The following is a 26,052-nucleotide window of genomic DNA, read 5'->3' as shown; positions in this document are numbered from 1 at the left end:
GTTGTCTCCATGGTAGACATCGTCGGGCACCAGGTCAACCGCGTCGCCGGGCCATGCCCGAGCCCGCTCGATATGATGGGGCAGGAGGTGCGGATGACCGTCAGCGTCAAGGACGTCGCGGCGCGCGCCGGGGTGTCGGCCGGCACCGTCTCGAACGCGCTCAACCACCCCGAGCGGGTGGCGCCGGAGACGGTCGAGCGCGTCCGGGCCGCCATCGCGGACCTCGGGTACGTGCGCAACGATGCCGCCCGCCAGCTTCGCGCCGGCCGCAGCCGCAGCATCGGCCTCATCGTGCTCGACATGCGCAACCCGTTCTACGCCGACGTCGCTCGCGGCGCGGATGCCCGCGCAGAGGAGGTCGGACTCTCGGTGCTCCTCTCCGACAGCGCACGCGACAGCGGCCGCGAGCGCCGTCTCATCGATCTCTTCGCCGAGCAGCGGGCCAGCGGCGTGATCGCCACCCCGCTCACCGCCGAGCTCGAGCACTTCGAGCGGCTTGCGGAGCGCGGCGTGCCCGTCGTCCTCGTGGACCACGAGGGTGACTCGGATGGCCTGTCGACGGTCTCGGTGGACGACCGGAAGGGCGGCCGGATGGCCGTGGAGCGGCTGCTCGAGCGCGGATGCCGGCGCATCGCCTTCGTCGGGGGTCCGCGGGATCTGCGTCAGGTGCGCGACCGCTACGAGGGTGCGCGTCGCGCGGTCTCCGATCGGGCCGGGGCCCAGCTGGAGCGGCTGGGTCTCGAGGACCTCACGGTCGACCACGGGCGCGCTGCCGGCGAGGCGCTGCTGCGTCGGGAGGCCGCGGACCGGCCGGACGGGATCTTCGCGGCCAACGATCTCGTGGCGGTGGGGCTGCTGCAGGCTCTGACGATGTCCGGCGGCGTTCGGGTGCCGGAGGACATGGCCATCGTCGGATACGACGACATCGACTTCGCCGCCTCCACGGTCGTCCCGCTGACCTCCGTGCGCCAGCCCGCTGAGCAGCTCGGGGCGACCGCCGTGGAGCTGCTGGCGCGCGAACCGGGGGAGCACGTGCGGTTCGAGCCGCAGCTCGTGCCGCGCGAGACCGCGTAGTCAGCCGCTCTCGCGCCGCCTCCCGGAGGCGATGTGCGTTCGGGAGGACGGGTCCGCGCGGTTCCTCCTCCGGAAGGCACTTCTCCTCCCGAACGCGCGTCGACGCCCCGGGCTCAGGCGCGCGGCGGAGTGCTGTCGCGGAGGAGGACCTCGAGGGAGACCGGCTCGGGCGGGGTCCAGTCCGGGTCCACTGCGGCGCGCAGGGCCTGCGCTCCGAGCTCCTCGAGGGGCAGGTGCACGGTCGTGAGACCGGGTGTGACGTCGCGTCCGGTGACGATGTCGTCGAAGCCCGCTACGGCGAGGTCGGCGCCCGGCTCGCGGCCCGCATCGCGGATCGCCGAGATCGCGCCGATCGCGACGACGTCGCTGATTCCGAAGACGAGCGTGCCGGGCGCGATCCCCGCGTTCAGGAGCTCGGACATCGCGCGGTAGCCGGCGTCCCGCGAGATCGAGCCGCGGACGACCTGCGTGACCCGGCCCCCGCCATCCTCGAAGCCCTGCGCGAAGCCCGCGAGGCGGTCGTCGGAGGTGCGCAGACCCTCGGGGCCGGCGAGCACGACGGCGTCGCGGTATCCGAGCTCGGCGAGACGGCCGGCGAGCGCGCGGGCGCCCGCCTCGTTCTCATAGGCGACGACGCGGGTTCCGGGCAGCGCGGCGCCGAGGGTGACGATGCGCCCGCCCACGGACTGCACGGCGGCGATCTCGGCCGAGAGCGCGTCGGTGTCGCTCGCGGTGTCGCGCGAGGCGGCGAGGACGATGCCGCGTGGGCGCTGACCGCGGAGGGTGCGCACGAGCGCCACCTCACGGGCCGGGTCGCGCTCGGTCATCGCGATCGTGACGATGAGGCCGGCTTCATCGGCGGCGTGCGCCACGCCGGAGGCGATCTGCCCGAAGTAGGGGTCCGCGATGTCGGCCACGAGGAGGGCCACGGTCGCGGACGTCCCACGCGCGATCGCCTGTGCGGAGATGTTCGCGGTGTAACCGAGCCGATCGGCTGCCGCCTGCACGCGCTCGCGGTACGTCTCGGCCACCTTGCGGTTGGAGCCGTTGAGGACGCGCGAGGCCGTCGCGAGGGAGACGCCCGCCTCGCGGGCGACGTCGTGGAGCGTCGGTGCCGCGCCGGTGCGCACCGTGGTGTCGGTCATCCGCTGAGCCTATCCCGAGAGGAGTGGGGGGTCGGGCGAGGTAGGGCGCGACCGCGCATTCGAAGCCGCGCACCGTGCGGCGCACGGCTTCGGCCGGAGGCGTGTCCCAGATCGACTGGTTGAGCAGCTCGACCTCGATGTCGCCGTCGTATCCGGTCTCGATGACCGCACGGGTCATCGGTCCGAAGTCGATCATGCCGTCACCCGGGTAGTGGCGCGACAGCAGGTTGTCGGCCTCGAGCGGCGTCTTCCAGTCGCAGACCTGGTACGTCGCGATGCGGCCCTCGCGGCCCGCGCGCGCGATGTGCTCGAGCACGTCGGGATCCCACCACAGGTGGAAGGTGTCCACCGTGACGCCGACCACCGCCGGGTCGAAGTCCGCCGCGATGTCGAGCGCCTGCGGCAGGGTGGACAGCACGGAGCGGTCCGACGCGTACATCGGGTGCAGCGGCTCGAGGGCGAGTGTGACGCCGGCTGCCTGCGCATCGGGTGCGAGCTCCGCGACGGCGTCGCTCACCCGCTGCCGGGCGCCGACGAGGTCGCGAGAGCCCTCGGGCAGGCCGCCCACGACAAGCACGAGCACGGCGCGGGACCCTTCGGCGCCGGCTGCGGCCAACGTGGCGGTCTCCTCGATCGCGCGTCGGTTGTCGTCGATGGCGGCACGGCGCGCCGAGCCCTCCGGTGCCGTAAACCAGCCGCCGCGGCAGTGGGTGGAGTAGCGGAGGCCGGAGTCCGCGATGATCCTCGCCGACTCCTGCAGCCCGGCCTCCTGCACCTGCTCGCGCCACAGGCCGATGGCCTCGATGCCGGCGCCCGTGACGACCTGCACGGCCTGCGCGACGGTGGTGTGCTTGATCGTGGCCTGATTGATCGACAGGCGGGGGTGCGCGCTCATGCGTCCACTCCGTTCAGACGCAGGTAGTCGCTCCAGCGTGCGGCCGCGAGCGACGGATCCTCGAGGGCGTTCGCCGCATTCGCGAGCTCCACGATGCGCGACAGGTGGGGGATGCTGCGAGCCGAGTGCAGGCCGCCCACCATCTGGAACGCCGACTGGTGCCCGTTCAGCCAGGCGAGGAAAGCCACGCCGGTCTTGTAGTAGAACGTGGGCGCCGCGAACACCTGGCGGCTGAGCTCCTCGGTGGGGCCGAGGATGCGGAGGTACTCGTCCGGGTCGCCGGCGTCGAGTGCCTGGATGGCCGCGGAGGCCACCGGGGTGATCGCCGCGAAGGCGCCGAGCAGCGCATCGGAGTGCGTGCGCGTCGCCCCGGCACCGGCCTTCGGCTGGGACGCGGCCGGGACATCCGCCCCGCCGATGAGCCCGACGTAGTTGAAGTCGTCGCCGGTGTACATGCGCACGCCCTCGGGCAGGCGCTCGCGGACCGCGACCTCCGACTCGGCGTTCAGCAGGCTCATCTTGACGCCCGAGACCTTGCCCGGGTTCTCCTCGATGATGCGGATGAGCGTCTGCGACGCGGTCTCCCAGTCCTCGCCGCCGAAGTAGCCGGCGAGCTCCGGATCGAAAGCCGTTCCCAGCCAGTGCAGGACGACCGGGGCGCTCGCCGACTGCAGGACCGCGCCGTACACGCGCAGGTAGTCGGTCGCGCTGGTCGCGGTGCGTGCGAGGTGGCGCGACGCCATGAGCACGGGGCCCGCGCCCTGCTCCTCGGTGAAGTGCAGCTGCTCCTTGTACGCGTCGATGACGGCTTCCAGCGAGATGGAGTGCTCGTCGACGTGGTCGGTGTTGACGCCGACGACGACCGAGCCGCCCTCCTCGCGGGCGACCTCGGCGCTCCGCGCGATGAGCTCGCGCACCGCGGCCGCGTCGAGGCCCATGTTGCGCTGGGCGGTGTCCATGGCGTCGGCGACGCCCAGACCCCACGAGTAGACCGCGCGACGGAAGCCGAGGGTGGCATCCCAATCGATCTGCGCGGGCTGCCCGGGAGTGTTGTCGCCCCAGGTGACGGGGACGACGTGCGCGGCCGCGTAGGCGACGCGGCTCCGCAGCGCCCCTGCCGGCTTCGCGTACCCGCCGGCGGCGTTGAGATCGACGCGGCCGAGTCGGCCGTCGTGGCCGACCAGCGTGAAGTGCTCTGCCATCGCGCTCACGCCAGCTTGAGCTCGGGGAGGACGACCTTCGCGCCCGTGCGGCTCGACTCGAGACCGGCCTCGGCGAGCTGCACGCCGCGTGCGCCGGCGAGGAGGTCGAACGGGTAGTCCGTGCCCAGCGCGTAGGAGGTCAGGTACTCCTCCCACTGCTGCCGGAAGCCGTTGAGGAACACGTCGTTCGTGGGGACCTGCTGCCAGTCCTCGTCGTAGTCGTGCGTGTCCTCGAGGTCGGGGTTCCAGACCGGCTTCGGGGTCGCGTTGCGGGGCTGGATCTTCGCGCCGAACAGGCCGACCACGGCGGAGCCGTGCGTGCCGTCCACGTGGAACTCGACGAGCTCGTCGCGGTTCACGCGCGTGGTCCAGCTGGAGTTGATCTGCGCGACGATGTCGCCCTCGAGCTCGAAGATGCCGTACGCCGCGTCCTCGGCGGTCGCGTCGTAGCGCTCGCCCTTCTCGTCCCAGCGGTCGGCGATGTGGATGGACGCCTGCGAGTACACGCTCTTGACCTCGCCGAAGAGGTTCTCCAGCACGTAGTTCCAGTGCGGGAACATGTCGACGATGATGCCGCCGCCGTCCTCCGCGCGGTAGTTCCAGCTCGGGCGCTGCGCGGGCTGCCAGTCGCCCTCGAACACCCAGTAGCCGAACTCGCCGCGCACGGAGAGGACGCGGCCGAAGAAGCCGGAGTCGATGAGGCGCTTGAGCTTCTGCAGGCCCGGCAGGTAGAGCTTGTCGTGCACGACGCCGGTCTTGACGCCCGCCTCCTGCGCGAGACGGGCGAGCTCGAGGGCCTCCTCGACGGACTCGGCCGTGGGCTTCTCCGTGTAGATGGCCTTGCCGGCGGCGATCGCCTTGCGGAGCGCCGTGGCGCGCGCCTTCGTCACGAGGAAGTCCGCGTAGATCTCCCACTGCGGATCGGCGAGCGCGGCGTCGAGGTCTGTGGTGTAGTCGGCGATGCCGTGCTCAGCCGCGATCTCGGCGAGCTTCGCCTCGCTGCGCCCGACGAGGAGCGGGCGCACGGTGACCTTGGAGCCGTCGGGCAGCTCGACGCCGCCCGCATCGCGGATGGCGAGGATCGACCGCACCAGGTGCTGCCGGTAGCCCATGCGTCCGGAGACGCCGTTCATGATGATGCCGATCTCGCGGATGGCGGGGGTCGCGTTGCTCACGATGCTTCCTTGCTCTCTCGTCGGGCGGAGCCGAACGGGTAAACGCTTTCCAAACGTGGTTCGAGTGTGACACACGCCGCCGCGGCGTGCAAGCGAGCGCGCTCAGGCCGAGACGGCCACCCGCGCCGGCGCGAGCAGGAAGGCCGACTCCTGCGGCTCGAGCTCCACGCTGCTGATCGCCTCGTCGTCCTCGAGGCGCGTGCCGACGACCTCGATCGACACCGGCGCTGTCCCGTGGTTGATGATCGTCACGAGGTCGCCGCGGCGGGCCACCTCCACGTTCTCGGGCAGCGGCGACGAGAGCACGGGCGAAACCCCTGCGTCCTCGACGAGGCGGGCCACGACGCGGTCCAGTGCCGGCGCGTCGGGCATCGTCGCGAGGTACCAGGCCGACCCGGTGCCGTGCGCGCGGCGGGTGAGTGCGGGCCGTCCGCGCGAGGGGCCGGACGTGAAGGCCGCCACGACGTCCGCGTCGTCGGCGAACAGCGCCTCGGCGAAGTAGGTCCCGACCGCGTCGGCGCCGTCGAGCACGAAGCGCGCCTCGCGCAGGGCGGCGTCGATGCGCGTGTCGGCGCCGGCTCCGGTCGCGCCTTCCTCGCCCGCACGCTCGGCGACCTGGTCGAGTGCGGGCGGCACGAGGGCGCGAAAGTCCTCGAGCGCCACCCCGAGCACTGGCCCCAGCTGCGTGAGGAAGCCGTCAGCGCGGAAGCGGTCGTTGCCATCCACGATGTCGCTGAACGGGCCGGTCAGCAGGGTGCCGCCCTGCGCCGCGAACCGCTCCAGCGCGGCAGCGCCCTCATCGCGCAGCAGGTAGAGGAACGGCGCGACGGCCAGGCGGTACCGGCTGTCGACGTGCTCGGGCCTCACGATGTCGACCATGATCCCGCGCCGGTGCAGCGTTCCGTACCACTCCCGCATCAGCGCGAGGTAGTCCACGCGGTTCGGATGGTCTGCCGCCTCGAGCGCCCACCAGTTCTCCCAGTCGAACACGAGCGCCACCTGCGCGTCATCACCGGGCGTCGGCAGCTCGGGCAGCTGGGCGAGGTTCGCGCCGAGCGCGGTGACCTCGCGCCAGGTGCGCGTGCGCGTCCCGGCGTGGGGGAGCATCGCCGAGTGGAACTTCTCGCTGCCCGCGCGCGACTGCCGCCACTGGAAGAAGAGGATGCCGTCCGCGCCGCGCCCGATCGACTGCGCGGTCTCCGCACTCAGCTGCCCGTCGCGCTTGGACGGATTGGCCGGACGCCAGTTGACGGCATCGGTCGCCTGCTCCATGAGCAGCCACGGATGGCCGCGCTTGAGCGAGCGCACCAGGTCGCGCTGGAAGGCGGTGTTGCGCACGCGCTGCGGGTCGAGGGGATCGGGGTAGCAGTCGTCGGTGATGACGTCGATGTGCGGCGCCCACGTCGTGTAGTCAGCGGGCTTGAAGGGGCCCATCATGTTCGTCGAGATGGGCTGCCTGCCGCCGGCCGCGCGGATGATGTCGCGCTCGGCGATGTAGCACTCGAGCCACATGTCCGACATGAAGCGGTGGTAGTCCAGCACCTGCGAGGGGTTGCGGCTGTACGGCGCCTTCCGCGGCGGGAAGACCTCCTCCCAGGCGCCGTAGCGCTGCGACCAGAACGCCGTGCCCCACGCCTCGTTCAGCGCCGGGATGGTCTCGTATCGGTTCTGGAGCCACCGGCGGAATGCGTCGCGAGCGGCGTCGGAGTACTCGACAGGGAGGTGGCATCCTGACTCGTTCCCGACATGCCACATGACGACCGCCGGGTGATGCGCGTAGCGCTCGGCGAGCCGCCGCACGAGCTCCGCCGCGAGGGCCCGGTAGGTCGGCGATGAAGGGGAGTGGTGCTGGCGCGATCCGTGCCAGTACGGCGCGCCGTTCTCGTCGGCGGCGAGGATGTCGGGATGCGCGACGGTCGCCCACGGCGGCGGCGACGCGGTGGCCGTGGCGAGGTTCACGCCGATCCCGCCCGCGTGCAGCTTGCCGATGATGGTGTCGAGCCAGGAGAAATCCCACACGTCGGGCGCCGGCTGGATGCGCGACCACGAGAAGATGCCGAGGCTCACCGTGGTGACGCCGGCCTCCTGCATGCGGGAGACGTCGTCGTCCCACACGTCCTCAGGCCACTGGTCGGGGTTGTAGTCGGCGCCGTAGAGCATGGCCTCGTTCTTCTCGTCGTTGCGTTGGTGGTTCAGTGGGTGCGGCGCGGGCGCTCGGGCACCGCGACGACGGCGAGTGCCGCGCAGCCGAGCGCTGGCACGATGAGGGGGATGAGCATCCACGTCGCGAGCGCCACGAAGCAGGCGGCGACGACGAGGTAGAGCGCCCCCGGGATGTCGCGTGCCGCGCTGCCGGGAAGCGAGCGGATCGCCGCGAACCAGCCGGTCTCGGGTCGCCAGGCTCCGGCTGTGGCGAGGAGCGCACCGGCGAGGACCGCCGCGAGGACGGCGCCCACGACGCCGATGATCCGGCCGCCGGGCAGCGCGCTCGTGGTCGCGAGCAGGATGTCGGCGGCGAGCACGGCCGCGATGAGGGCGGACACGAGGCCCACCAGGATCCCGGAGGGGAGGAGCGCCCGTCGGAAGTCGCTCCAGAATGCCCGCAGCGACGAGCCCTCGGCCGCCACGTAGCGGCGGAGGTGCCGGGAACCGGACGCAAGGGCCGCGGGAAGCGTCACGACGAGAAGACCCGCCGCCGTGATGAGCACGCCGGTGAGCAGCACCTCGCCGAAGAGAGCGAACGCGCCTGAGGCGCCGGGGTTGCGCCCCGGCGCCTCTCGGGTCGGACCCGCGCCGGACGCCGCCGCCCGTCGCGCGTCTCGCTCGCGTCTCGTCACCGTCAGCCCTTGAGGCCCTGAGTGGCGACGCCGCCGATGAGGAAGCGCTGGAAGACGATGAAGAACAGCAGGACGGGGATGAGGGCGACGAAGGATGCCGTGACGGTGGCGCCGTAGTCACTCGTCGCAGTCTGGTCGTTGTAGAGGCGCAGGGCGATGGGGAGCGGGTAATTCTCGGGGCTGTTCAGGTACAGCAGCGGGCCCATGAAGTCGTTCCAGGTCCAGATGAAGGTGAAGATCGCGCACGTGATGAGGGCGGGCTTGACCAGGGGCAGGATGATCGACCAGAAGATGCGGCCGTGGCCGGCGCCGTCGATGCGGGCGGCCTCGTCCATGTCGCGGGGGATCTGGCGGACGAACTGCACGATGAGGAACACGAAGAAGGCCTCGGTGGCGAGGAACTTCGGGAGGATCAGGGGCACGAAGGTGTCCACGAATCCGAGCTTCTGGAACCAGATGTACTGCGGGATGATCACGACGTGGAACGGCAGCAGCAGGGTGCCGATCATCGCGGTGAACAGGATCCCGAGTCCCTTGAACTTCACCCGCGCGAACGCGTACGCGGCGAGGGCGGAGGACAGCACGGTGCCGATGACGGCGGACACGGCGAGGATGAGGGAGTTGGAGAAGAACGTCCACATCGAGATGCCGGCGATGCCCTCGGCGACCTTGGCGTAGTTCTCCAGCGTGGGGGCCTGGGGGATGAGTCCCTGGTTCGATCCGAACTCGCTGTTGGGTTTGAACGTCGACAGGAACAGCCACAGCAGCGGGTAGATCACCACGATGGTGAGCAGGGTGAGTCCGACGAGCCAGATGATGGTCTGGCTGGTGCGGCGCTTCATGCGGCGCCTGGGGGCGGGGGTTCCGGTGGTGACGAGGGCGGTGGCGGTCATCGGTCTTCTCCGGCGTAGTGGACCCAGGACTTCTGGGTGCGGAACAGCACGAACGCGAGGACACCGACGACGATGAGGATGATCCACGCGATGGCGGCGGCGTATCCGAACTGCCCGTCCGCGAAGCCGCGCTTGTAGAGGTACAGGGTGATGAAGTTCGTCATGCCCGCCGGCCCTCCCGAGCCGTTGGAGATGATGTACGCCGAGGCGAACACCTGGAACGCGCCGATGAGCTCCAGCAGCAGGTTGAAGAAGATCACCGGCGAGAGCATCGGCACGGTGACCGCCTTGAACCGGCGCACGGCTCCCGCGCCGTCCATCTCCGCGGCCTCGTACAGCTCCTTCGGGACCTGCTTCAGGCCGGCGAGGAAGATGACCATGGTGCCGCCGAACTGCCATACCGCCAGCAGGATCATCATCGGCACGACGAGGTCGACGTTCCCGACCCATCCGCCGAGGTTCAGCCCCAGCAGCGACAGCCCCGAGTCGACGGGGCCCTCGGTGTTGAACATCGCCCGCCACACGATCGCGACCGACACCGAGGCGCCGATCAGCGACGGGGCGTAGAACGCCGACCGGAAGAACGCGGCGCCCTTGTCGCGGTAGTTCAGCAGCATCGCCACCGCGAGAGCCGCGGCGAGCTTGATGGGGGTGCCGACGATCACGTACACGAGCGTGATCTGCGCGGACTGGATGAACTGCGGGTCGTCGGTGAACATGCGCACGTAGTTGCCCAGACCCACCCACTTCGGGTCCGAGAACAGGTTGTACGAGGTGAACGACAGGTAGAGCGAGTACGCCATGGGCCCCACCGTCAGCCCGAAGAAGCCCACCAGCCAGGGCGCGAGGAAGGCGTAGCCGGCCAGCGATTCGCGCAGGCCCTTCTTCCGCAGACCGGGTCGCAGCGGTGGCACGGTCGCGCGCGATCGCTTCCCGCCCTTGTCGGACGTGACGATCGTTCTCGTCAAAGTCGTGGTCATGATCTCCCGATCGAGTCGAAGCGATACGCGACAGGTGGCCCGGGCGCACGCCCGGGCCACCTTCACATCACTGGTTGAGGACGACGTCCATCTCGGAGAAGAACTGGTCCACGGCCTCGTCGACCGTGACCGTGCCGTACCCGAGCTCCTGTCCGAGCTGGCGGAACTTCTCCTCCAGCGTGCCGTAGCCGACGATCGGCACGGGCGGGGCGTCGCCGAGGCGGTCGGAGATCGACTCCTCGTAGTCCGCGATCTGCTGGCTCATCGCGTCGAGATCCGCCGCCTCGAGGGCGGTGGTCGACGCGGGGAGGCCGCGGTTGGTGCCGAAGATCTCCCCGGACTCGGGCGAGTTCACGAGGAAGTCCACGAGGGTGGCCGCCGCCTCCGGGTGGTCGGTCGACGCGGCGATCGAGTGCAGCATGGAGGGCTTCAGGTAGAGGTCCTCAGCGCCCTCGACGGTGACGGGAGGAGCGGTGAGGCCCAGCTCGGTGTATCCCTCGCCGAGGTTGCCGAGATATCCAGCACCGAAGTTGTCCCAGGTCAGCTCACTCGCCGTGAGCGCGGTGTCGAAGCCCGACAGGGGGTAGACCTCCTCGAGCTGCTGCGCGGCGATGATGGCGTCGCTGCCGCGAACCTCCTCGCCCTGCTCCCAGAACGCGCGCAGGTCATCCTCGGTGAAGTTCGGCTCGCCCTCCTCCGTGAAGAGGTCCTCGCCGTTCGCGCGCTGCTGGATCTCGAAGTTCTGGATGCGGCCGGTCCAGTCGGTGCCGCCGTAGAACTCCTCGCCCGCCGCCGAAGCACCCTCGGTGACGTCGCTCATCCAGGCGTTGTAGTCCTCCCAGCTGCCTCCTGCGAAGTCCTCGACACCAGCCTTCTCGAGCAGCGCCGGGTTCGTGAAGAGACCCCAGGCGTTCGTCGAGGTCGGGATGCCGAAGGTGCCGTCGGCGACCTCGCCGATCGCGAGGATCTCGTCGGAGAGCGGCTCGTCGTCGATGAGCCCGCCCAGGAAGGGCTCGAGGTCCAGGAGCAGACCGTTCTCCGCGTACTGGCGCAGGTACGAGTAGTCGAACTGCATCACGTCGGGGAGGCCGCCGCCGGCGGCTTCCGTCTGGCGCTTCTCCCAGAAGGCGGGGAAGTCGAGGAAGGAGCTCTGGATGGTGATGTTGGGGTATTCCTCGTTGAAGGCCGCGAATGCCTTGTCGTAGAGGTCGGCCCGCACATCGTTGCCCCAGAAGGCGAAGGTGAGCGTCACCTCCTCGTTCGGGTCGACCGTCTCGGCGGCCTCCTGCTGGGAGCCGGAGCAGCCGGCGAGCGTGAGCCCGCCGATCGTGATGAGAGCCGCGGTGGCGGTCATCCTCTTGGTGCGGAACATCGATGTCCTCTCAGAACGACGTCGTTCGGGCCGGTTAGGGCGAGCGTCAGGGGAAAACGCTTGCCCACGACTCTAGCGCGGGGAAAAACGTTTCTCAAGTGGCGACCGGGCCGGGGCCCGCGTCGTTGCCATTCTGTGACGCGGGGCCGAGGTTGTCAGCTGCCGAGGATGACGTCGGCTCACACGCCCGCGCTGAGTTCCTCCGCCAGTCGTGCCAGCTCCTCCGCGTCACGTTCGCGATCGAGGAACGCGAACCGATGCGAGAGGTGGAGCTCATCGCCCGGAGCGAGCACGACGGTCTCGGAGAACGTGGGTGACGGTGCGAGAGTGGGGAACGGCTCCGACCGGACGAACCACCGCACGTCGGGCTCACCGCTCGAATGCCCGGCGAACGCGAGAACGGTGGCGCCGCCGTCGACCTCGTCGAGGGGCCCGGAGAGCGCGAGCCACGGCGCAGCCGAGCCCATCACGGCGTCGGCAGCAGCGCCCATGCGGGTCACGGGTCCGTCCGCCTCGGGCACGGTGACGGCGCCGCCGGTGAACGAGCGGGCCAGGCGGAGGAAGAGGCCGGAGTAGCCGGCGTTCTCGCGCCCGTTGGTCGTCGGACTCCCGAGGACGAGATCCTGGTCCGAGATGTTGCGCAGCGTGGTCGTGAGATCCAGCACCCACCGGCCATCCGCGACGTCGAAGGAGTGGAACCGCAGCGTGCGCCGCTCGCGCAGCCATTCGGATCCCGCCTGGGTCACCCAGGTCAGTTCCTCCTCGACGACCGCCGCGTCGCCGTCCGAGAGCGTCGTGAACGCGTCGTGTCGGACGCGGCCGACATTGTCGAGGGGGATGTAGCCCTCGCCGTGCACGTAGGTGTTGCCACCCCAGAAGTTCTGGCCGGAGACATCGGTGAGGGTCATCTGCAGGCCCTTGTGCCAGCGATGGTCCCAGGGTCGGAAGCCGGTGAGCGGTGCGCCCCCCACGGTGCGGATCGGGTGCAGATACGGCTTCGGTCCCTCGAATGCCGGCGCGTCCTCGTCGTAGACGTAGCGCGCGACCTCGACGCCGGCGGCGGAGACGGTGACCGCGGTGTCGGACCGGGCGATGGCGATGTCAGGCATCCGCCGCCTCCTCGCGCACCGAGCTGATGGTGCCGGCGTGGATGAGCGCGGTGGCCCGCTCGGCGTCGGCGCCGGCCATCGAAGCGTAGAAGTCGTCGCCGGGCACGAGCTCCTCGCGTGCGACCGAGCGGCCGGTCAGCGCAGACTTGTACATCCCGGCAGCGAGCTCCATGACCCGGCGGCCGTCGTCACCGGATGCCCGCGGACGCTCGCCGCGCTCCATGCAGTCGACGACATGCGTGAACTGCGGCACGTGCGTTGAGCTCGGCACGTCCTCCGCGGGCGCCCAGCTCGCGGCCGTCTCCGCATCCACGCCGGGCGCAGGAGTCCACGTCCAGTGCGAGTTGTCGTACCCGTAGAGGTGCTCGACCTCGACCGTGGCCCGCTCGAAGTCCACGCGCACGCGGCTCGTCTCTCGCGGCGACAGCAGGCTGTTGGAGATCGAGCAGAGCGCGCCGGAAGCGAACCGCACGACGGCGAAGGAGACGTCCTCCGTCTCGGTATCGCGGGCGAGGGTCGACATGACGGCCGTGACGTCGGTCCACTCGCCGAGGAGCGAGAGCAGTGTGTCCATCTGGTGGATGCCGTGGCCCATCGTGGGTCCGCCGCCCTCGGTCGCCCACTTCCCGCGCCACGGCACGGCGAAGTAGTCGGGGGTGCGGTACCAGAGGGTGTCGCACTGGGCGACGAGCGGCCGGCCCAGTGAACCGTCCGCGATGAGCGCACGGAGGCGCTCGGCCGCACTGCCGAAGCGGTGCTGGAAGACGTACGAGGCGAACGGGCCGTTCTCGCCCTCGTGTGCGGCGATCTCGTCGTAGTCGGCGAGGGAGAGGGTCGGCGGCTTCTCCGACAGCACCCACGCCCCGGCATCCAGGGCCGCGATCGCGGCGTCCTTGTGCGCGATCGGGGGAGTGGCGAGGGTCACGAGGTCGGGCTTCTCCGCCACGAGGAGCTCGGCGAGATCGGTGTACCAGGCGGGGATGCCGAACTCGCTCGCGGCGGCCTCGGCGGCGCTCGCGTTCACGTCCGCCACGGCGACCACCTCGACGCGATCGCCCAGGGCGGCGAGGCTCGGGAGGTGCTGGCCGCGGGAGATGGCTCCCGTTCCGATGACGGCGACGCGGATGGGCATGGTGCTCCTTTGCATGGGGTGGGCGCGGCGACGGAAAGCGCTTGCCGTAACGCTACCGCAGATCGCACGGAGGTCAGAGGGCCTGGGTGAGATGCAGCTCGGCGTAGCGCCCGCCCTGCGCGAGGAGCGCGTCGTGCGACCCCTGCTCCACGACGCGGCCCCGCTCGAGCACGATGATGCGGTCGGCGCTGCGGACGGTGGAGAGGCGGTGCGCGACGACGAGGGTGGTGCGCCCCGCCATCAGGCGGTCGAGAGCCTGCTTGACGAGCTGCTCCGACTCGGGATCGAGAGCGCTCGTCGCCTCGTCGAGGAGCAGGATGCGCGGATCGCGCACGAGCGCACGCGCGATGGCGATGCGCTGCCGTTGCCCGCCCGAGAGCCGTGCGCCGCGCTCGCCCACGACCGTGTGCCACCCGTCGGGGAGGTCGTCGACGAACTGCAGGGCGTTCGCGTCGCGGAGCGCGGCGCGCACGCGCTCGTCGTCGGCGTCGTCGAGACCGTAGGCCACGTTGTCGCGGATCGTGCCCTCGAAGAGCACCGACTCCTGCGGCACCACGGACACGTGGCGGCGGACGCTGCGCAGGTCCAGCTCGCGCGTGTCCTGCCCGTCGAGGAGGATGCGGCCGGATGTGGGGCGCACGAACCCGAGGACGAGGTTCAGCATGGTCGACTTGCCCGAGCCGGACGACCCGACGAACGCGACGGTCTCGCCCGCGGGGATCGTGAGGGACACGTCGCAGATGGCGTCGCTGGCGGACTCGGGGTAGCGGTGCGTGACCCGATCGAGCTCGATCCGCCCCGTCACGGTCGAGACGGGTCGGCGTCCTTCGTTGATCTCGACGTCGGGCTCCTCGAGCACCTCGGCGATCGACCGCGCCGACTCGATGCCGCGGGCGGCGACAGGCAGGAGCATGAGCAGCTGCGTGAGGCCCTGAGTGAGGAGGGTGAAGTACGACGACAGCATGACGACCTCTCCCGGCGTGATCGGAACGATCCCCGTGAGCGAGAAGATCGCGGCGAGCACGAGGCAGGCGGCGCCGAGCAGCTGCATGGCGACCCAGGACATCGAGGCGATGCGTCCGTTGAGAAGGTCGAGGACGAAGCCCGCGCGGCGGACTTCGTCGGCGCCGGCGGCCACGCGGGTCACGGCGGTCTCCTCCAGACCGTGCGCGCGGGTGATCGGGATGAGCGAGGCCATCTCTCCCACCCGCGCGGAGAATCCCTCGACCTCGCGTCGGAACCGCTCGTTGCTCGCGCGCATGCGACGGGCCGTCGTCCAGCGGATGAGCACGGCCACCGGAACGGCGAGCAGATAGACGGGGAGGAACTCGGGTACGACGACGGCGGTCATCGTGATGGCGCCGATGAGCACCATCGTCGCAGACAGCAGCGGATGCATGACCTGCTGCAGCATGACCTCGATGTTCTCGACGTCGCGCACCACCTTCGTCTGCACGACCGAGGCGCTCGCACGGGTGTGGAAGCCGATCGACAGGTGCTGCAGGTGCGCGGCCAGGGTGTTGCGGAGCTCCGCGCCGGTGTCGCGCACGACGCGCGCGAACATCCGCGTGTAGAGGATGTGGTTCGGATAGTTCTGGAGCAGGAGGGCTGCGGCCAGCGCGAACCAGCCGATCACCGCCATGATGTCGCCGTCGTCCGCGACGATGTCGACGATCGCGGCCGTGATCACCGGGAGCGCCCACATCGGGATCTCCTTGAATGTGAAGGCCGCGACCGCGACCGCCATCCGCCCGGGGCGCCGCCCGAGGAGCCGGATGACCGAGCGCGTGGGATGCGCCCCGTCGATGCGGACGGGCCGCAGGCGGCGGGGAAGCGTTTTCTCGGTCACGGTGTCATGCTAGGGACTTCCCGCCCCCGGAAGGAACTCGACATGACGTATCGCCTCGTCGGCGACTCGACCGTCGCCGCCTGCCCACCCGTCGAGCACCCCATGTCGGGGTGGGGGGCGCACCTCGCGTCCTTCGTCGGCGCGCCCGTCGACAACCGGGCAGAGGGCGGCTCGACGACGGAGGACTGCCTGCGGGAGGTGTGGCCGGGGCTGCTGCCGGACATCGCCGCCGGCGACACCGTGCTCATCCAGTTCGGGCACAACGACCAGAAGCGCCCGCACCTCGACGCGCGCGGCGGCTTCGCCGGCCGACTGCGCGCGATGGTGGCCGACGTGCGCGATCGAGGTGCGCGGCCTGTGCTCTGCACGTCAGTGGAACGACGGTGGTTCGATGGCGACCGCGTGATTCCGACGCATGGCGACTATCCGAACGCCGTGCGAGACCTCGCGCACGAGCTCGATGTGCCGCTCATCGACCTCAACGCGTTCACGACGTGGCTGTACGAGGACCTCGGCCCTGAGGAGTCCGTCGCGCTGCTGTGCCACTTCGCCCCCGGCGAGCACCCGCACTGGCCCGACGGCCTCGCCGACGACACCCACTTCCACGAGCGCGGCGCCAGGCGGATCGCGGCCTTCGTCGCGCGCTCGCTGCGGGCGATCGAGCGGCGCGACGGCGACCAGCCCGCGCGCGGGACGCAGCTCGTCAGCTGAGTCGCGCAGGGCGAATGGAGCGGCCCCGGGTCCCGAACATCCGGACCCGGGGCCGCCCGCTTCGTCACTTCACACGGACGGTGATCTCCTTCGTCTCGGTCTCGCCCACCGCGTTCGACAGCACAGCGCGGTACACGTACTCACCCGACGCCCGTCCGGAGATCTCGGTCGACGCGGACTGCGCCTCGGGCGTCGCCGCGGTCAGCTCCTGTTCGTCGACGAGCTCACCGTTCTCGTAAAGGCGGTACGACGTGGCGTTCGTGCCCCACCACAGGTTCGCCGTGACGGTGTACCCGCCGTCGCGATCCCAGTTGTCGTGCGAGAGCACGGCCTTGGCGGGGTTCGCGTCGGTCACCTTGACCGTGACGGGCTTGCAGGGCGTGGTGCCGTGCTGGTTGACGAGCTCGCAGGTGTACTCGTACGTCCCGTTCGCGCGTCCGCTCACGTCGAAGGAGAACTCCTGAGCCTTCGGCGTCGCGTCGGCGAGATGGGCCTCGGTGAGCAGCTCCCCGTTCTCGTACAGCCGGATCGTGTGAGCGTTCTGCCCGTGCCACAGGTTCATCGTGACGGTGTGGTTCCCATCCTTCAGCCCGTGCGCCCAACCGCTGGTCGTGGACAGGACACCCTTTCCGGGCGCGGCCGTCGCGGGGCCGGGGACGACCTCTGCAGCCGGCGCCTCCGTCGTGTAGGCCAGGCGCGGAGCCGCGGGAGTCGCCATGCCCTCGCCGAGGTAGTAGCTCGTGTGCGGGGGCTGGTTGTATCCCGTGAGCTGCGATGCCACCGACAGCCGGTACTGCGGGTCCGACAGGAGCGTGCGCAGGCGGTGCTCCGTGGGGTCGGTGGTGGTGAAGATGCGCAGCGCGGACGAGTCGGTCGTGCGGTACACGAGCTCCTCGCGCCAGTCGCCGAGCAGATCCGCCTGCAGCGCGGGATTGCCCTTCGTGTCGTTGTTCGTGAGCACGCCCTCCGGCTCGAAGATCGGCACCTCGCGCTCGTTCTCGTAGTCCCACTTCGACACGACCGGTGTGCCGGTGCGCGTGTCGGTGTCGAACGAGTGGTCGACGATCTCACTCAGGAGGTCGCCGTCCCACTGCGCCACGAAGTTCGCGGCGGGGATGGCGGTGGAGATCTCCTCGCCGGAGACGTTCCGCAGCGTCCCCTCGCGGGAGTCCCACGCCGCCGTGCCGCCGATGTTCCACCCTTCGGCGCCCTCGTACCGCGGGTCGATGTCGGCCATGGCCGCACGCCCGGTGTCCTTCTCGGCGGGCACGCTCCAGAGCACCTCCCCGGTGGCGGCGTCGCGGAAGGTGGCGCCGCTGTTGCCCGACGCCCCCATGTCCTCGTGCGCGGAGTACACCTCGAGCCCGGGGCGAGACGGATCGAAGTCGCTCACGTGCTGAGCGTCGCCGTGACCGAGCCCGGTGGAGTACAGCCCGGTGCCGTCGTCGTCGATCGTCGCCGATCCGAAGACGATCTCGTCCTTGCCGTCGGCGTCGACGTCGGCCATGGTGAGCCCGTGATTGCCCTGGCCGGCGTAGTCGCCGTTCCCCTTCGCCGAGGAGTCGAAGACCCACCGCTGGGTGAGGCTCTCCCCGTCGAAGTCGAAGGCGGCGATCACCGCGCGCGTGTAGTAGCCGCGTGAGAAGACGACACTGGGGTGCTCGCCGTCGAGGTAGGCGACGCCCGAGAGGAAGCGGTCCACGCGGTTGCCGTACGTGTCGCCCCACGAGCCGACGTCCCCGCGACCGGGCACGTAGTCGATCGTGTCCACGGCCCGGCCCGTCGTGCCTTCGAAGACCGTCAGGTACTCCGGGCCGGTGAGGATGTAGCCGGACGAGTTGCGCCAGTCCTTGCCGGCGTCGCCGATCACCGTGCCCTGGCCATCCTTCGTGCCGTCCGCCGTCTTCACGACCACCTCGGCGCGGCCGTCGGAGTCGAGGTCGTAGACCTGCGGCTGCGAGTAGTGTGCGCCGGCCCGGATGTTGACGCCGAGATCGACGCGCCACAGCTGAGTCCCGTCGAGCTCATAGGCGTCGAGGTAGACGTTCCCGGTGTAGCCCGCCTTCGAGTTGTCCTGCGAATTCGTCGGGTCCCACTTGACGACGTACTCGAGCTGCCCGTCGCCGTCGAGGTCCGCGACCGACACGTCGTTCGCGCGGTACGAGTACGGCTGACCGTCCTTCGTGTACGCATCGGCCGGCTTGTTCAGCGGAATGTCGAGGGACTGCCCGTCCCAGGGCGTGAACTCGTCGGTGGCCCACACCTGCCCGCCCCCGTCCGCGATCGCGACTCGGTACGTCGAGCCGGCCGTGCCGTCGGGATCGACCAGATTCGTCGTGCCGGTGATGGGCTCGGTCGTGATGCGCTCGCCATCGCGGTAGACGTGGAAGGCCGCATCCTGCGCGTCGTCGCCCAGCAGGCGCCAGCCGACGTACACGCCGTCGTCCTGCGCGACCGCCACCGGCGCGCGGTCGAGCCGTTCGGCGGCGCGGTCGAGCGTCGTGACGGCAGGAGTGGACACCGGCTCGGACGGGTCGGACGCACCGCCCGCGTTCACCGCCTGCACCCGATAGGTGTAGGACACCGTCGTGAGGACGTCCTCGTCGAGGTACGCCGGCTCGTCCGCTCGGCCGATGACGGCGAAGTCGCCGTTCTTCTCCTGTCGGCTGACGAGATAGAACAGCGCGTCGTCGCTCTCGTCCCAGGAGAGGGCGATCGAGTTCTTGAGGATGTCGCCGTGAGCCAAGCCGGTCGGCGCCGCCGGTGCGGCGACCTCCGGATCGATGAGCTCCACGTCGACGCCGATCGACGGCACCGACTCTGCCCCGTGGGCGGTGACGGTCGTGACCGCGTAGGTCACGCTCGATCCCGGCTGCGCCGCCTCGTCGACGATCGTCGTGCCCTCGGTCTCGCCGACGAGCACGGTCCCTTCCGGAGCGGTGCGGTAGACGCGGTAGCTCGCCGCCTCCGGCGCAGCATCCCACGACAGCGAGGTCGAGGCGCTCGCACCCTCGAACGCGATGTCGTCGAGCCGGATGGCCTCGGGTGCGACGAGAAGGGGCGTGAGGGTGAGCCCGTTGAGGTGTCCGGTCTGCCCCGTGATCACGGTGTTCAGCTGGCCGTCGGTGACGGTGATGCCGTCGAGCACCTGCTCGCTGGACCCCCGGCTGACGGAGAGCCCGCCGTAGTCGCGACCCTCCACCTCCACGGAGGTGCGAACCGTCCCGAGGGAGTCGCCGACGGTCGCGGTCGCGGAATAGGTGCCGTTGGGCACGTCGACGGCGAACTCGTAGCGGCCGCCGAAGTACGCCACGAAGTCGCGCGCGATCTCGTCGCCCGCCGCGGCCCCGCGATCGCGGTCGATCATCCCGGTGGCGTCGAGCAGCCCGAAGCCCCGATCGGCCGAGTAGATCGTGGAGCGGTTGACCTCCGTGTAGCCGTCTCCGACGGGGGCCCCGGCGGGCTGGAAGTCGTAGCGGTAGGTCGCGGCACGGGTTGTGGCGGTCGCGACGTCGCTCGTCGCTCCCTCGCCCCGGCCGTTGACCGCGCTGACGCGGAAGTCGTAGACGCCCCCCTCATCGAGCCCCCCGATGGTGGCCTGCGGGATGGTGGAGGTGGCTGCCAGCGCGAACGCGTCCTCGCCGGCGGGGCTCCGGTAGATGCGGTAGATGTCTGCGCCTTCGGTGGCATCCCACGAGAGGGAGACCGACGAGCTGGAGGTCTCGGAGACGACGAGGCCGCCGACGGCGACCGGAACGGCGTCGGGAACGGTCACCTCGACCGCCGCCGAGATCGGGAGTCCGAGTTCGGCGACGTCCAGGGCGACCAGACGCGCCATCTGGATCGCCCCGTACTCCTGGAAGTGGGTGTTGTCCTGCACACCCTCTGGGCGGTTCGGGTACACGCCGGCCTCGGCGTAGAGGAACACCGACTTCGCCGCCTCCGCTCCGATCTCGTCGAGATACGCGCGACTGGAGGCGGAGAGGTCCACGAGCGCCACGTCGAGCTCGGCGGCGACGTCCTTCATCGCCTGCACGTACTCCGGGAAGCTCTCGTTGAACACCCCCGTCTCGGCGTTCACATCCAGGCGGTTCACCGGAGTGACGAGCACCGGGACGCCGCCGCGCTGACGCGTGCCCTCGACGAACGTGCGCAGGTAGCCCTGGTACTGCTCGGGCGTCGTGTACCGCTCGGGCACGGAGGCCGTGGCGTCGTTGTGCCCGAACTGCGCGAACACGTAGTCCTCCGGGCGCACCGACCGGAGCACGGCGTCGAGCCGCCCCTCCGTGACGAAGGTGCGTGACGAGCGGCCGCCGATCGACTGGTTGTCCACCTCGACGTCATCGGTGAGGAAGCGGTCGATCATCTGGCCCCACCCGGCCTGGGGCTCCCAGTAGGGGTCGTAGGTCTGCACGGTCGAGTCGCCGGTGAGGTACGCCGTGGGCGTGTCCGCGGCTTCACGTGCTGGCTGGGGCGTGATGACGATCGCGTTGATGTTCGCGGCGCCGCCGGTGAAGTCGAACGACAGCTGCCCGTCGACGAGCGCGATGTCGTAGTTCATCTCGAGGTACTGACCGGCAGCCTTCGAGGTCGTCTGGACCTTCTCGATCTCCTCGCTCCTGATCGCGATCTCGGTGCCCCCACCGGTGTCGCCGGCGACGATGGACACCGTGTAGTCGACGTTCTCGAGATCGACGACGAACGTCGCGTCGCTCGGAGTGACGAAGTCGCCGCGAAGGGCGTCTCCGCCGCGGTCGGTGTCGGTCACCGTGGCGCCCTCGGCGAAGCCGTAGCCTCGCTCAGCGGAGTAGGCGGTGCCGGCCGTGACCGGAAGGTAGCCCTCCGCGACGGCACCCGGGCCGAAGTCGAAGCGCACCGGCGAGCCCGCCGCTGCGGTGTCGGCGGGCGCTCGGGTGGCGGCATGCGCGCTGTCGCCAGCGGCGCCGAGGCATCCGAAGGCGACGGCCGCCGCCGTCGCGAGCGCGAGCGGCCGCGCGAGCCACCGGCCCTCGCCGTTGGCCGGTCCGTCGGCGGGACTGCCGGCGTGCAGGATTCTGCCCTTCACATCTGCTCCGATCGTGGGGGAAGGTGCGACGTTGCACCGAGGCGCAAGGAAAGCGCTTCCCCGCAAAATAGCGGGATGCCGAGGCCGGGTCAAGAGCCGCCTGACATGTTTCGTGCGGAGACGGAGACGGAGACGTAGGCGGTGGCGGAGCCGGCGGACGGCCGCCGCCGCGCGCTTGAGGTCAGCCGACGGTCGAGGCGCGCACGACGAGCTCGGCAGAGAACACCTCGGTCGGCGGCGGCTGCTGCGTCTCGCCGCGCAGCAACGCCACGAGCATCTCGCCGGCGCGGCGGCCCATCGCGCGCGCGGGCTGCCGCACGGAGGTCAGCGGCACGGCGGCGATCGAGGCGAAGGGGATGTCGTCGTACCCGACGACGGCGACGTCGTCGGGCACTCGGAGTCCGGCGGCGAGGAGCCCGTGCACGATGCCGCACGCGAGCAGGTCATTGGCCGCGAACACGGCGTCGGGGCGCTCGTGGGCGGGCATGGCGGCGAGGCGGGCGCCGATCTCGCTGCCGAGGCGCGGGGTGGTGCGCCTGCCGATCGTGATGTCGAGAGGGACGCCGGCCTGCTCCGCGAAGGATGCGGCCCCGCGCAGCCGGTCGCGCGTCTGGCGCACCTCTTCGCGGGCGCCGACGAACGCCAGGCGGCGGCGGCCGATCTCGACGAGGTGGCGGACCGCCATCCGCCCGCCCTGGACGTTGTCGAGGGAGACCGACGGCGTGAGGCCCTGCTCGTCGATGCCGTCGACGAGCGTGACCGGGATCTGCTGCGCGCGCAGTCGGCTGAGCGCCGGCGTGACATCGCCGAAGGGGGAGACGATGACGCCCTCGACGTGGGCGAGCTCGAACAGCTCGAGGTAGCTGCTCTCGCGTTGCACGCTGTCGTCGCTGTTGCCGAGCATGACCTGGTATCCGGCGGCCGAGGTCGCCTCCTCGGCGCCCTCGAGCATCTCCGCGAAGAACGGGTTGCCGATGCTGATCACCGTCATGCCGATGAGACCGCTGCGTCCAGCGCGCAGCTGCTGCGCGGCGCGCAGCGGGACGTAGCCGAGCTGATCCGCTGCCGCGCGCACGCGGGTGCGGAGCTGCTCGCTGACTGCGTCGGGCCGGTTGAGCGCGTTGGAGACCGAGCTGATGGAGACGCCCGCGAGGTCGGCGACGTCGCGGATACCCGCTCGCCTCATCCCGCCTCCTCGCAGCGCCGGCCGTCGCGGCCGGGTAAACGCTTTACGAGATCAGTCTCCCACAGCGCGCGGAGGCCAGAGCGTCATGCGAGCCGGTCGCGCAGCCACCGCAGCTGGGCGGCCCGCTGGTGCCCGCCACCGCCCTCGTGGTCATTGAACGGGTACACCTCGATCGACCGGTCCTCACCCGCCCAGGCGTTGTACGCCGCGAAGACCGTCGACGGCGGGCACACGGTGTCCATCAGCGCGACCGAGAAGAGCGCGGGCGCCGTGGCGCGCGAGGCGAGGACGGCACCGTCGAAGTACGACAGGGTGCGGTACACCTCGTCGACGCGCTCGCGGTGGGCGGCGAGATAGGTGCGCACCTCGGCGTACGGCATCGAGTCGATGAGGGTGGTCGCACGGGGGAAGTCGCAGAGGAACGGCACATCGGGCATCGCCCCGGCCACGTCGCCCGCGAGCGCAGCGGCCGCGATGGACAACCCGCCGCCCTGGCTGCCGCCCGTGACGAACACCGGCAGTCCGGGTGCGAGGGCGCGTGTGGCATCCACCGCGAGCGCGGCGTCGGTGTACGCGCGCCGGTAGTAGTAGGTCTCGGGGCTCTCGATGCCGCGGGTGAGCACGCCGGGCGCGTGCGAGCCGCTGCCGTAGGGGTCGGGCGTCGCGCCGCCGCCGCTGCCGTGGTTCCATCCCTGTCCGCGGGTGTCGACGACGAGCCGCGCGATCCCCGCCATCGGGAAGGCGCCGGTGTCGTGCGCGTGCCCACGGCCGCCGGAGTATCCGATGGACTCCACGACCACCGCGCGGGGCTCCTGGCCGGCCGGCACCTGCCACCACGCCGCGATCGCGTCACCGCCGAAGCCCGCGAAGGCCACGTCGAAGACGTCGACGAGCGAGAGTCCGGCGTCCACCCGCTCGACGCGGGGCGACCATCCGGCCGCCCGGGACTCGGCGAGGGTCCGCGCCCAGAACTCGTCGAAGTCGTCGGGGACGAGGAGCTCCGGCCGATACGAGCGGAGCTGGTCGAGCGGAAGGTCGAAGTGCGCCATCGTCGGCGGTCCTCCTCGTTGCGAGCGTTCAGGGCCGACGCGAGCCTAGCGTGCAGACGACGATGCCCGGCCCTCGTGGTGAGGGCCGGGCATCGTCGAGCGGGTGGCTAGAGCGCGTCGATCGCGGCGTTGAGCGTCTGCGACGGGCGCATCACGGCGTCCGTCTTCGCGCGATCGGGCCGGTAGTAGCCGCCGATGTCGGCCGGCTTGCCCTGTACGGCGAGGAGCTCCTCGACGATCTTCTGCTCGCTCGCGACGAGCGTCTCGGCCAGCGGCGCGAACGCCGCGGCGAGGTCGGCGTCCGCCGTCTGCTGCGCGAGCTCCTGTGCCCAGTACAGCGCGAGGTAGAAGTGCGAGCCGCGGTTGTCGATCGTGCCGAGCTTGCGGCCCGGCGAGCGGTCCTGCTCGAGGAACGTCGCGGTCGCCGCGTCGAGCGTGTCGGCCAGCACCTGCGCCTTCGCGTTGTCGGTGGTCTGCGCGAGGTGCTCGAACGACGCCGCGAGGGCGAAGAACTCGCCCAGCGAGTCCCAGCGGAGGTAGTCCTCCTCGACGAGCTGCTGCACGTGCTTCGGGGCCGATCCGCCTGCACCCGTCTCGAAGAGGCCGCCGCCGGCCATCAGCGGGACGATGGAGAGCATCTTCGCCGACGTGCCGAGCTCGAGGATCGGGAACAGGTCGGTGTTGTAGTCGCGCAGGACGTTGCCGGTGACCGAGATGGTGTCCAGGCCCTGGCGGATGCGCTCGAGCGAGAACGTCGTCGCCGCCGCCGGCGCGAGGATCCGCAGGTCCAGCCCATCCGTGTCGTGCTCGGGCAGGTAGGCGTTCACCTTCGCGATCAGCTGCGCGTCGTGCGCGCGGGTCTCGTCGAGCCAGAAGACGGCGGGGGTGTCCGACAGGCGCGCGCGGGTGACGGCGAGCTTGACCCAGTCGCGGATGGCCGCGTCCTTCGTCTGGCAGGCGCGCCAGATGTCGCCCTGCTCGACCTCGTGCGAGAGCACGACGGAGCCGGCGCCGTTCACGACGCGGACGGTGCCGGGCGCGGCGATCTCGAAGGTCTTGTCGTGCGAGCCGTACTCCTCGGCCTTCTGCGCCATCAGGCCGACGTTCGGGACCGAGCCCATGGTGGTCGGGTCGAGGGCGCCGTTGGCCTTGCAGTCGTCGATCGTGGCCTGGTAGATGCCGGCGTACGACGAGTCGGGGATGACCGCGAGGGTGTCCTTCTCGGAGCCGTCGGGGCCCCACATGTGGCCGCCGATCCGGATCATCGCCGGCATCGAAGCGTCGACGATGACGTCGCTCGGGACGTGCAGGTTCGTGATGCCCTTGTCGCTGTTCACCATGGCGAGCTCGGGGCCCTCGGCGAGCGCGCGGTCGAACGCTGCGCGGATCTCGGCGCCGTTCTCGAGCTGGTCGAGGCCCGCGAAGATGCCGCCGAGGCCGTTGTTCGCGGAGAGGCCGGCGGCCTCGAGGTCGGCGCCGTACTGCTCGAAGACGGGCGCGAAGAAGGCGCGCACGACGTGGCCGAAGAGGATGGGGTCGGAGACCTTCATCATCGTGGCCTTGAGATGGGCGGAGAAGAGCACGCCCTGCTCCTTCGCCTGCGCGACCGCGTCGGCGAGGAAGGCGTCGAGGGCCTTGGTGCTCATGAAGGTCGCGTCGATGACCTCGCCCTCGAGAACCGGCAGCTTCTCCTTGAGCACCGTCACCGCCCCATCCGCTGCGATGTGCTCGATGCGGAGCGTGTCGTCCGCGGGGGAGACGAAGGACTGCTCGTTCGAGCGGAAGTCGTCGTGGCCCATGGTCGCGACCGAGGTCTTGGAATCGGCCGACCAGGCGCCCATGCGGTGCGGGTGCGCCTTCGCGTACGCCTTCACCGCGCCGGGAGCGCGACGGTCGGAGTTGCCCTGACGCAGGACGGGGTTGACCGCCGAGCCCTTGACCTTGTCGTAGCGGGCGGCGGCGTCCTTCTCGTCGTCGCTCTGCGGGTCGTCCGGGTAGTCGGGAATGTCGTAGCCGAGCGCCTGCAGCTCCGCGATGGCCGCCTTCAGCTGCGGCGTCGACGCCGAGATGTTGGGGAGCTTGATGATGTTCGCGGCCGGGTCGTCGGCCAGCTCGCCGAGCTCGGCGAGCGCGTCGCCGACGCGCTGCTCTTCGGTGAGGCGCTCGGGGAACTGCGCGATGATGCGGCCCGCGAGCGAGATGTCGCGCGTCTCGAACTCCACACCGGCCTTGGACGCGAAGCCCGCGATGATCGGCAGCAGCGAGTGCGTCGCGAGCAGCGGCGCCTCGTCGGTGTGGGTGTAGATGATCTTTGACATGAGTGAGGCGACTCCAGACGGTGGGGGTGCCGGTTGTCCGACGGATGGCACGATTCTGTC

Annotated in this window: 17 protein-coding genes and 1 pseudogene; 2 read left to right on the top strand and 16 right to left on the bottom strand. The window is 70.6% G+C overall.

The annotated features are described in order from the left end of the window. Positions 1-93: 93 nt before the first annotated feature. Positions 94-1,074 carry a LacI family DNA-binding transcriptional regulator gene (locus QWJ90_RS02780; RefSeq protein ID WP_290106356.1) on the top strand — a complete coding sequence of 327 codons (981 nt, stop codon included), beginning with the start codon at positions 94-96 and terminating at the stop codon, positions 1,072-1,074. A gap of 113 nt (positions 1,075-1,187) precedes the next feature. Here the strand turns inward: QWJ90_RS02780 and QWJ90_RS02775 are convergent, their stop codons facing one another. The 12 genes and pseudogenes from QWJ90_RS02775 to QWJ90_RS02720 all read right to left on the bottom strand — a co-directional run bounded on the left by QWJ90_RS02775 (position 1,188) and on the right by QWJ90_RS02720 (position 15,663). Further along, positions 1,188-2,219 (bottom strand): LacI family DNA-binding transcriptional regulator, encoded by a 1,032-nt coding sequence (locus QWJ90_RS02775; RefSeq protein WP_290106064.1) that lies wholly within the window; start codon positions 2,217-2,219, stop codon positions 1,188-1,190. A gap of 37 nt (positions 2,220-2,256) precedes the next feature. Beyond that, positions 2,257-3,114 (bottom strand): annotated as a pseudogene (locus QWJ90_RS02770) (sugar phosphate isomerase/epimerase family protein); the annotation flags it as partial. Beyond that, positions 3,111-4,316, bottom strand: coding sequence for a dihydrodipicolinate synthase family protein (locus QWJ90_RS02765; protein WP_290106355.1), 1,206 nt, complete (start codon positions 4,314-4,316; stop codon positions 3,111-3,113). The pseudogene QWJ90_RS02770 and the gene QWJ90_RS02765, both read right to left, overlap by 4 nt. Positions 4,317-4,321: 5 nt before the next feature. Continuing rightward, on the bottom strand, positions 4,322-5,449 hold the full coding sequence (locus tag QWJ90_RS02760; protein WP_290106354.1) for a Gfo/Idh/MocA family protein: 1,128 nt from the start codon (positions 5,447-5,449) through the stop codon (positions 4,322-4,324). Between the two features lie 144 nt (positions 5,450-5,593). After that, the gene (locus QWJ90_RS02755; protein WP_290106063.1) at positions 5,594-7,651 is read right to left on the bottom strand and encodes a beta-galactosidase; all 2,058 of its coding nucleotides are present in this window, start codon (positions 7,649-7,651) and stop codon (positions 5,594-5,596) included. Between the two features lie 32 nt (positions 7,652-7,683). Beyond that, complete coding sequence (locus QWJ90_RS02750) at positions 7,684-8,328, bottom strand: hypothetical protein (RefSeq protein WP_290106062.1); 645 nt, start codon at positions 8,326-8,328, stop codon at positions 7,684-7,686. A gap of 2 nt (positions 8,329-8,330) precedes the next feature. After that, the gene (locus tag QWJ90_RS02745) at positions 8,331-9,221 is read right to left on the bottom strand and encodes a carbohydrate ABC transporter permease (RefSeq protein WP_436836677.1); all 891 of its coding nucleotides are present in this window, start codon (positions 9,219-9,221) and stop codon (positions 8,331-8,333) included. Then, a complete protein-coding gene (locus QWJ90_RS02740; RefSeq protein WP_290106061.1) occupies positions 9,218-10,201 on the bottom strand; it encodes a carbohydrate ABC transporter permease in 984 nt (327 codons plus the stop codon). The genes QWJ90_RS02745 and QWJ90_RS02740 overlap by 4 nt, the downstream gene beginning before the upstream one ends. A 67-nt stretch (positions 10,202-10,268) precedes the next feature. Continuing rightward, positions 10,269-11,573 carry an ABC transporter substrate-binding protein gene (locus tag QWJ90_RS02735; protein WP_290106060.1) on the bottom strand — a complete coding sequence of 435 codons (1,305 nt, stop codon included), beginning with the start codon at positions 11,571-11,573 and terminating at the stop codon, positions 10,269-10,271. Between the two features lie 179 nt (positions 11,574-11,752). Further along, positions 11,753-12,682, bottom strand: a complete 930-nt coding sequence (locus QWJ90_RS02730; RefSeq protein WP_290106059.1) for a PmoA family protein — start codon at positions 12,680-12,682, stop codon at positions 11,753-11,755. Then, on the bottom strand, positions 12,675-13,814 hold the full coding sequence (locus QWJ90_RS02725; RefSeq protein WP_290106058.1) for a Gfo/Idh/MocA family protein: 1,140 nt from the start codon (positions 13,812-13,814) through the stop codon (positions 12,675-12,677). Before QWJ90_RS02725 ends, QWJ90_RS02730 begins: the two co-directional genes overlap by 8 nt. 73 nt (positions 13,815-13,887) lie before the next feature. After that, entirely contained in the window at positions 13,888-15,663 is a 1,776-nt protein-coding gene (locus QWJ90_RS02720) for an ABC transporter ATP-binding protein (RefSeq protein ID WP_290106057.1), read from the bottom strand. Between the two features lie 42 nt (positions 15,664-15,705). Here QWJ90_RS02720 and QWJ90_RS02715 point away from each other — a divergent pair, with 42 nt between their 5' ends. Next, positions 15,706-16,374, top strand: a complete 669-nt coding sequence (locus QWJ90_RS02715; RefSeq protein ID WP_290106055.1) for a rhamnogalacturonan acetylesterase — start codon at positions 15,706-15,708, stop codon at positions 16,372-16,374. A 64-nt stretch (positions 16,375-16,438) separates the two neighbouring features. On the opposite strand, the gene QWJ90_RS02710 is transcribed toward QWJ90_RS02715, so the two are convergent. From QWJ90_RS02710 to QWJ90_RS02695, 4 genes are all read right to left on the bottom strand, one after another. Further along, positions 16,439-21,439 carry a fibronectin type III domain-containing protein gene (locus QWJ90_RS02710; RefSeq protein ID WP_290106054.1) on the bottom strand — a complete coding sequence of 1,667 codons (5,001 nt, stop codon included), beginning with the start codon at positions 21,437-21,439 and terminating at the stop codon, positions 16,439-16,441. 181 nt (positions 21,440-21,620) lie between these two features. Further along, positions 21,621-22,625 (bottom strand): LacI family DNA-binding transcriptional regulator, encoded by a 1,005-nt coding sequence (locus tag QWJ90_RS02705; RefSeq protein WP_290106053.1) that lies wholly within the window; start codon positions 22,623-22,625, stop codon positions 21,621-21,623. Positions 22,626-22,708: 83 nt separating this feature from the next. Next, the gene (locus tag QWJ90_RS02700) at positions 22,709-23,674 is read right to left on the bottom strand and encodes an acetylxylan esterase (RefSeq protein WP_290106051.1); all 966 of its coding nucleotides are present in this window, start codon (positions 23,672-23,674) and stop codon (positions 22,709-22,711) included. A 107-nt stretch (positions 23,675-23,781) separates the two neighbouring features. Next, positions 23,782-25,992, bottom strand: a complete 2,211-nt coding sequence (locus QWJ90_RS02695) for an NADP-dependent isocitrate dehydrogenase (RefSeq protein ID WP_290106050.1) — start codon at positions 25,990-25,992, stop codon at positions 23,782-23,784. Positions 25,993-26,052 lie beyond the last annotated feature (60 nt).

It is taken from the genome of Microbacterium oryzae (assembly GCF_030406385.1).
In the GTDB taxonomy this organism is placed as follows: domain Bacteria; phylum Actinomycetota; class Actinomycetes; order Actinomycetales; family Microbacteriaceae; genus Microbacterium; species Microbacterium oryzae_A.
Note: the sequence above shows the minus strand (reverse complement) of the source record. Positions and strands in the feature narration are given on the sequence as shown.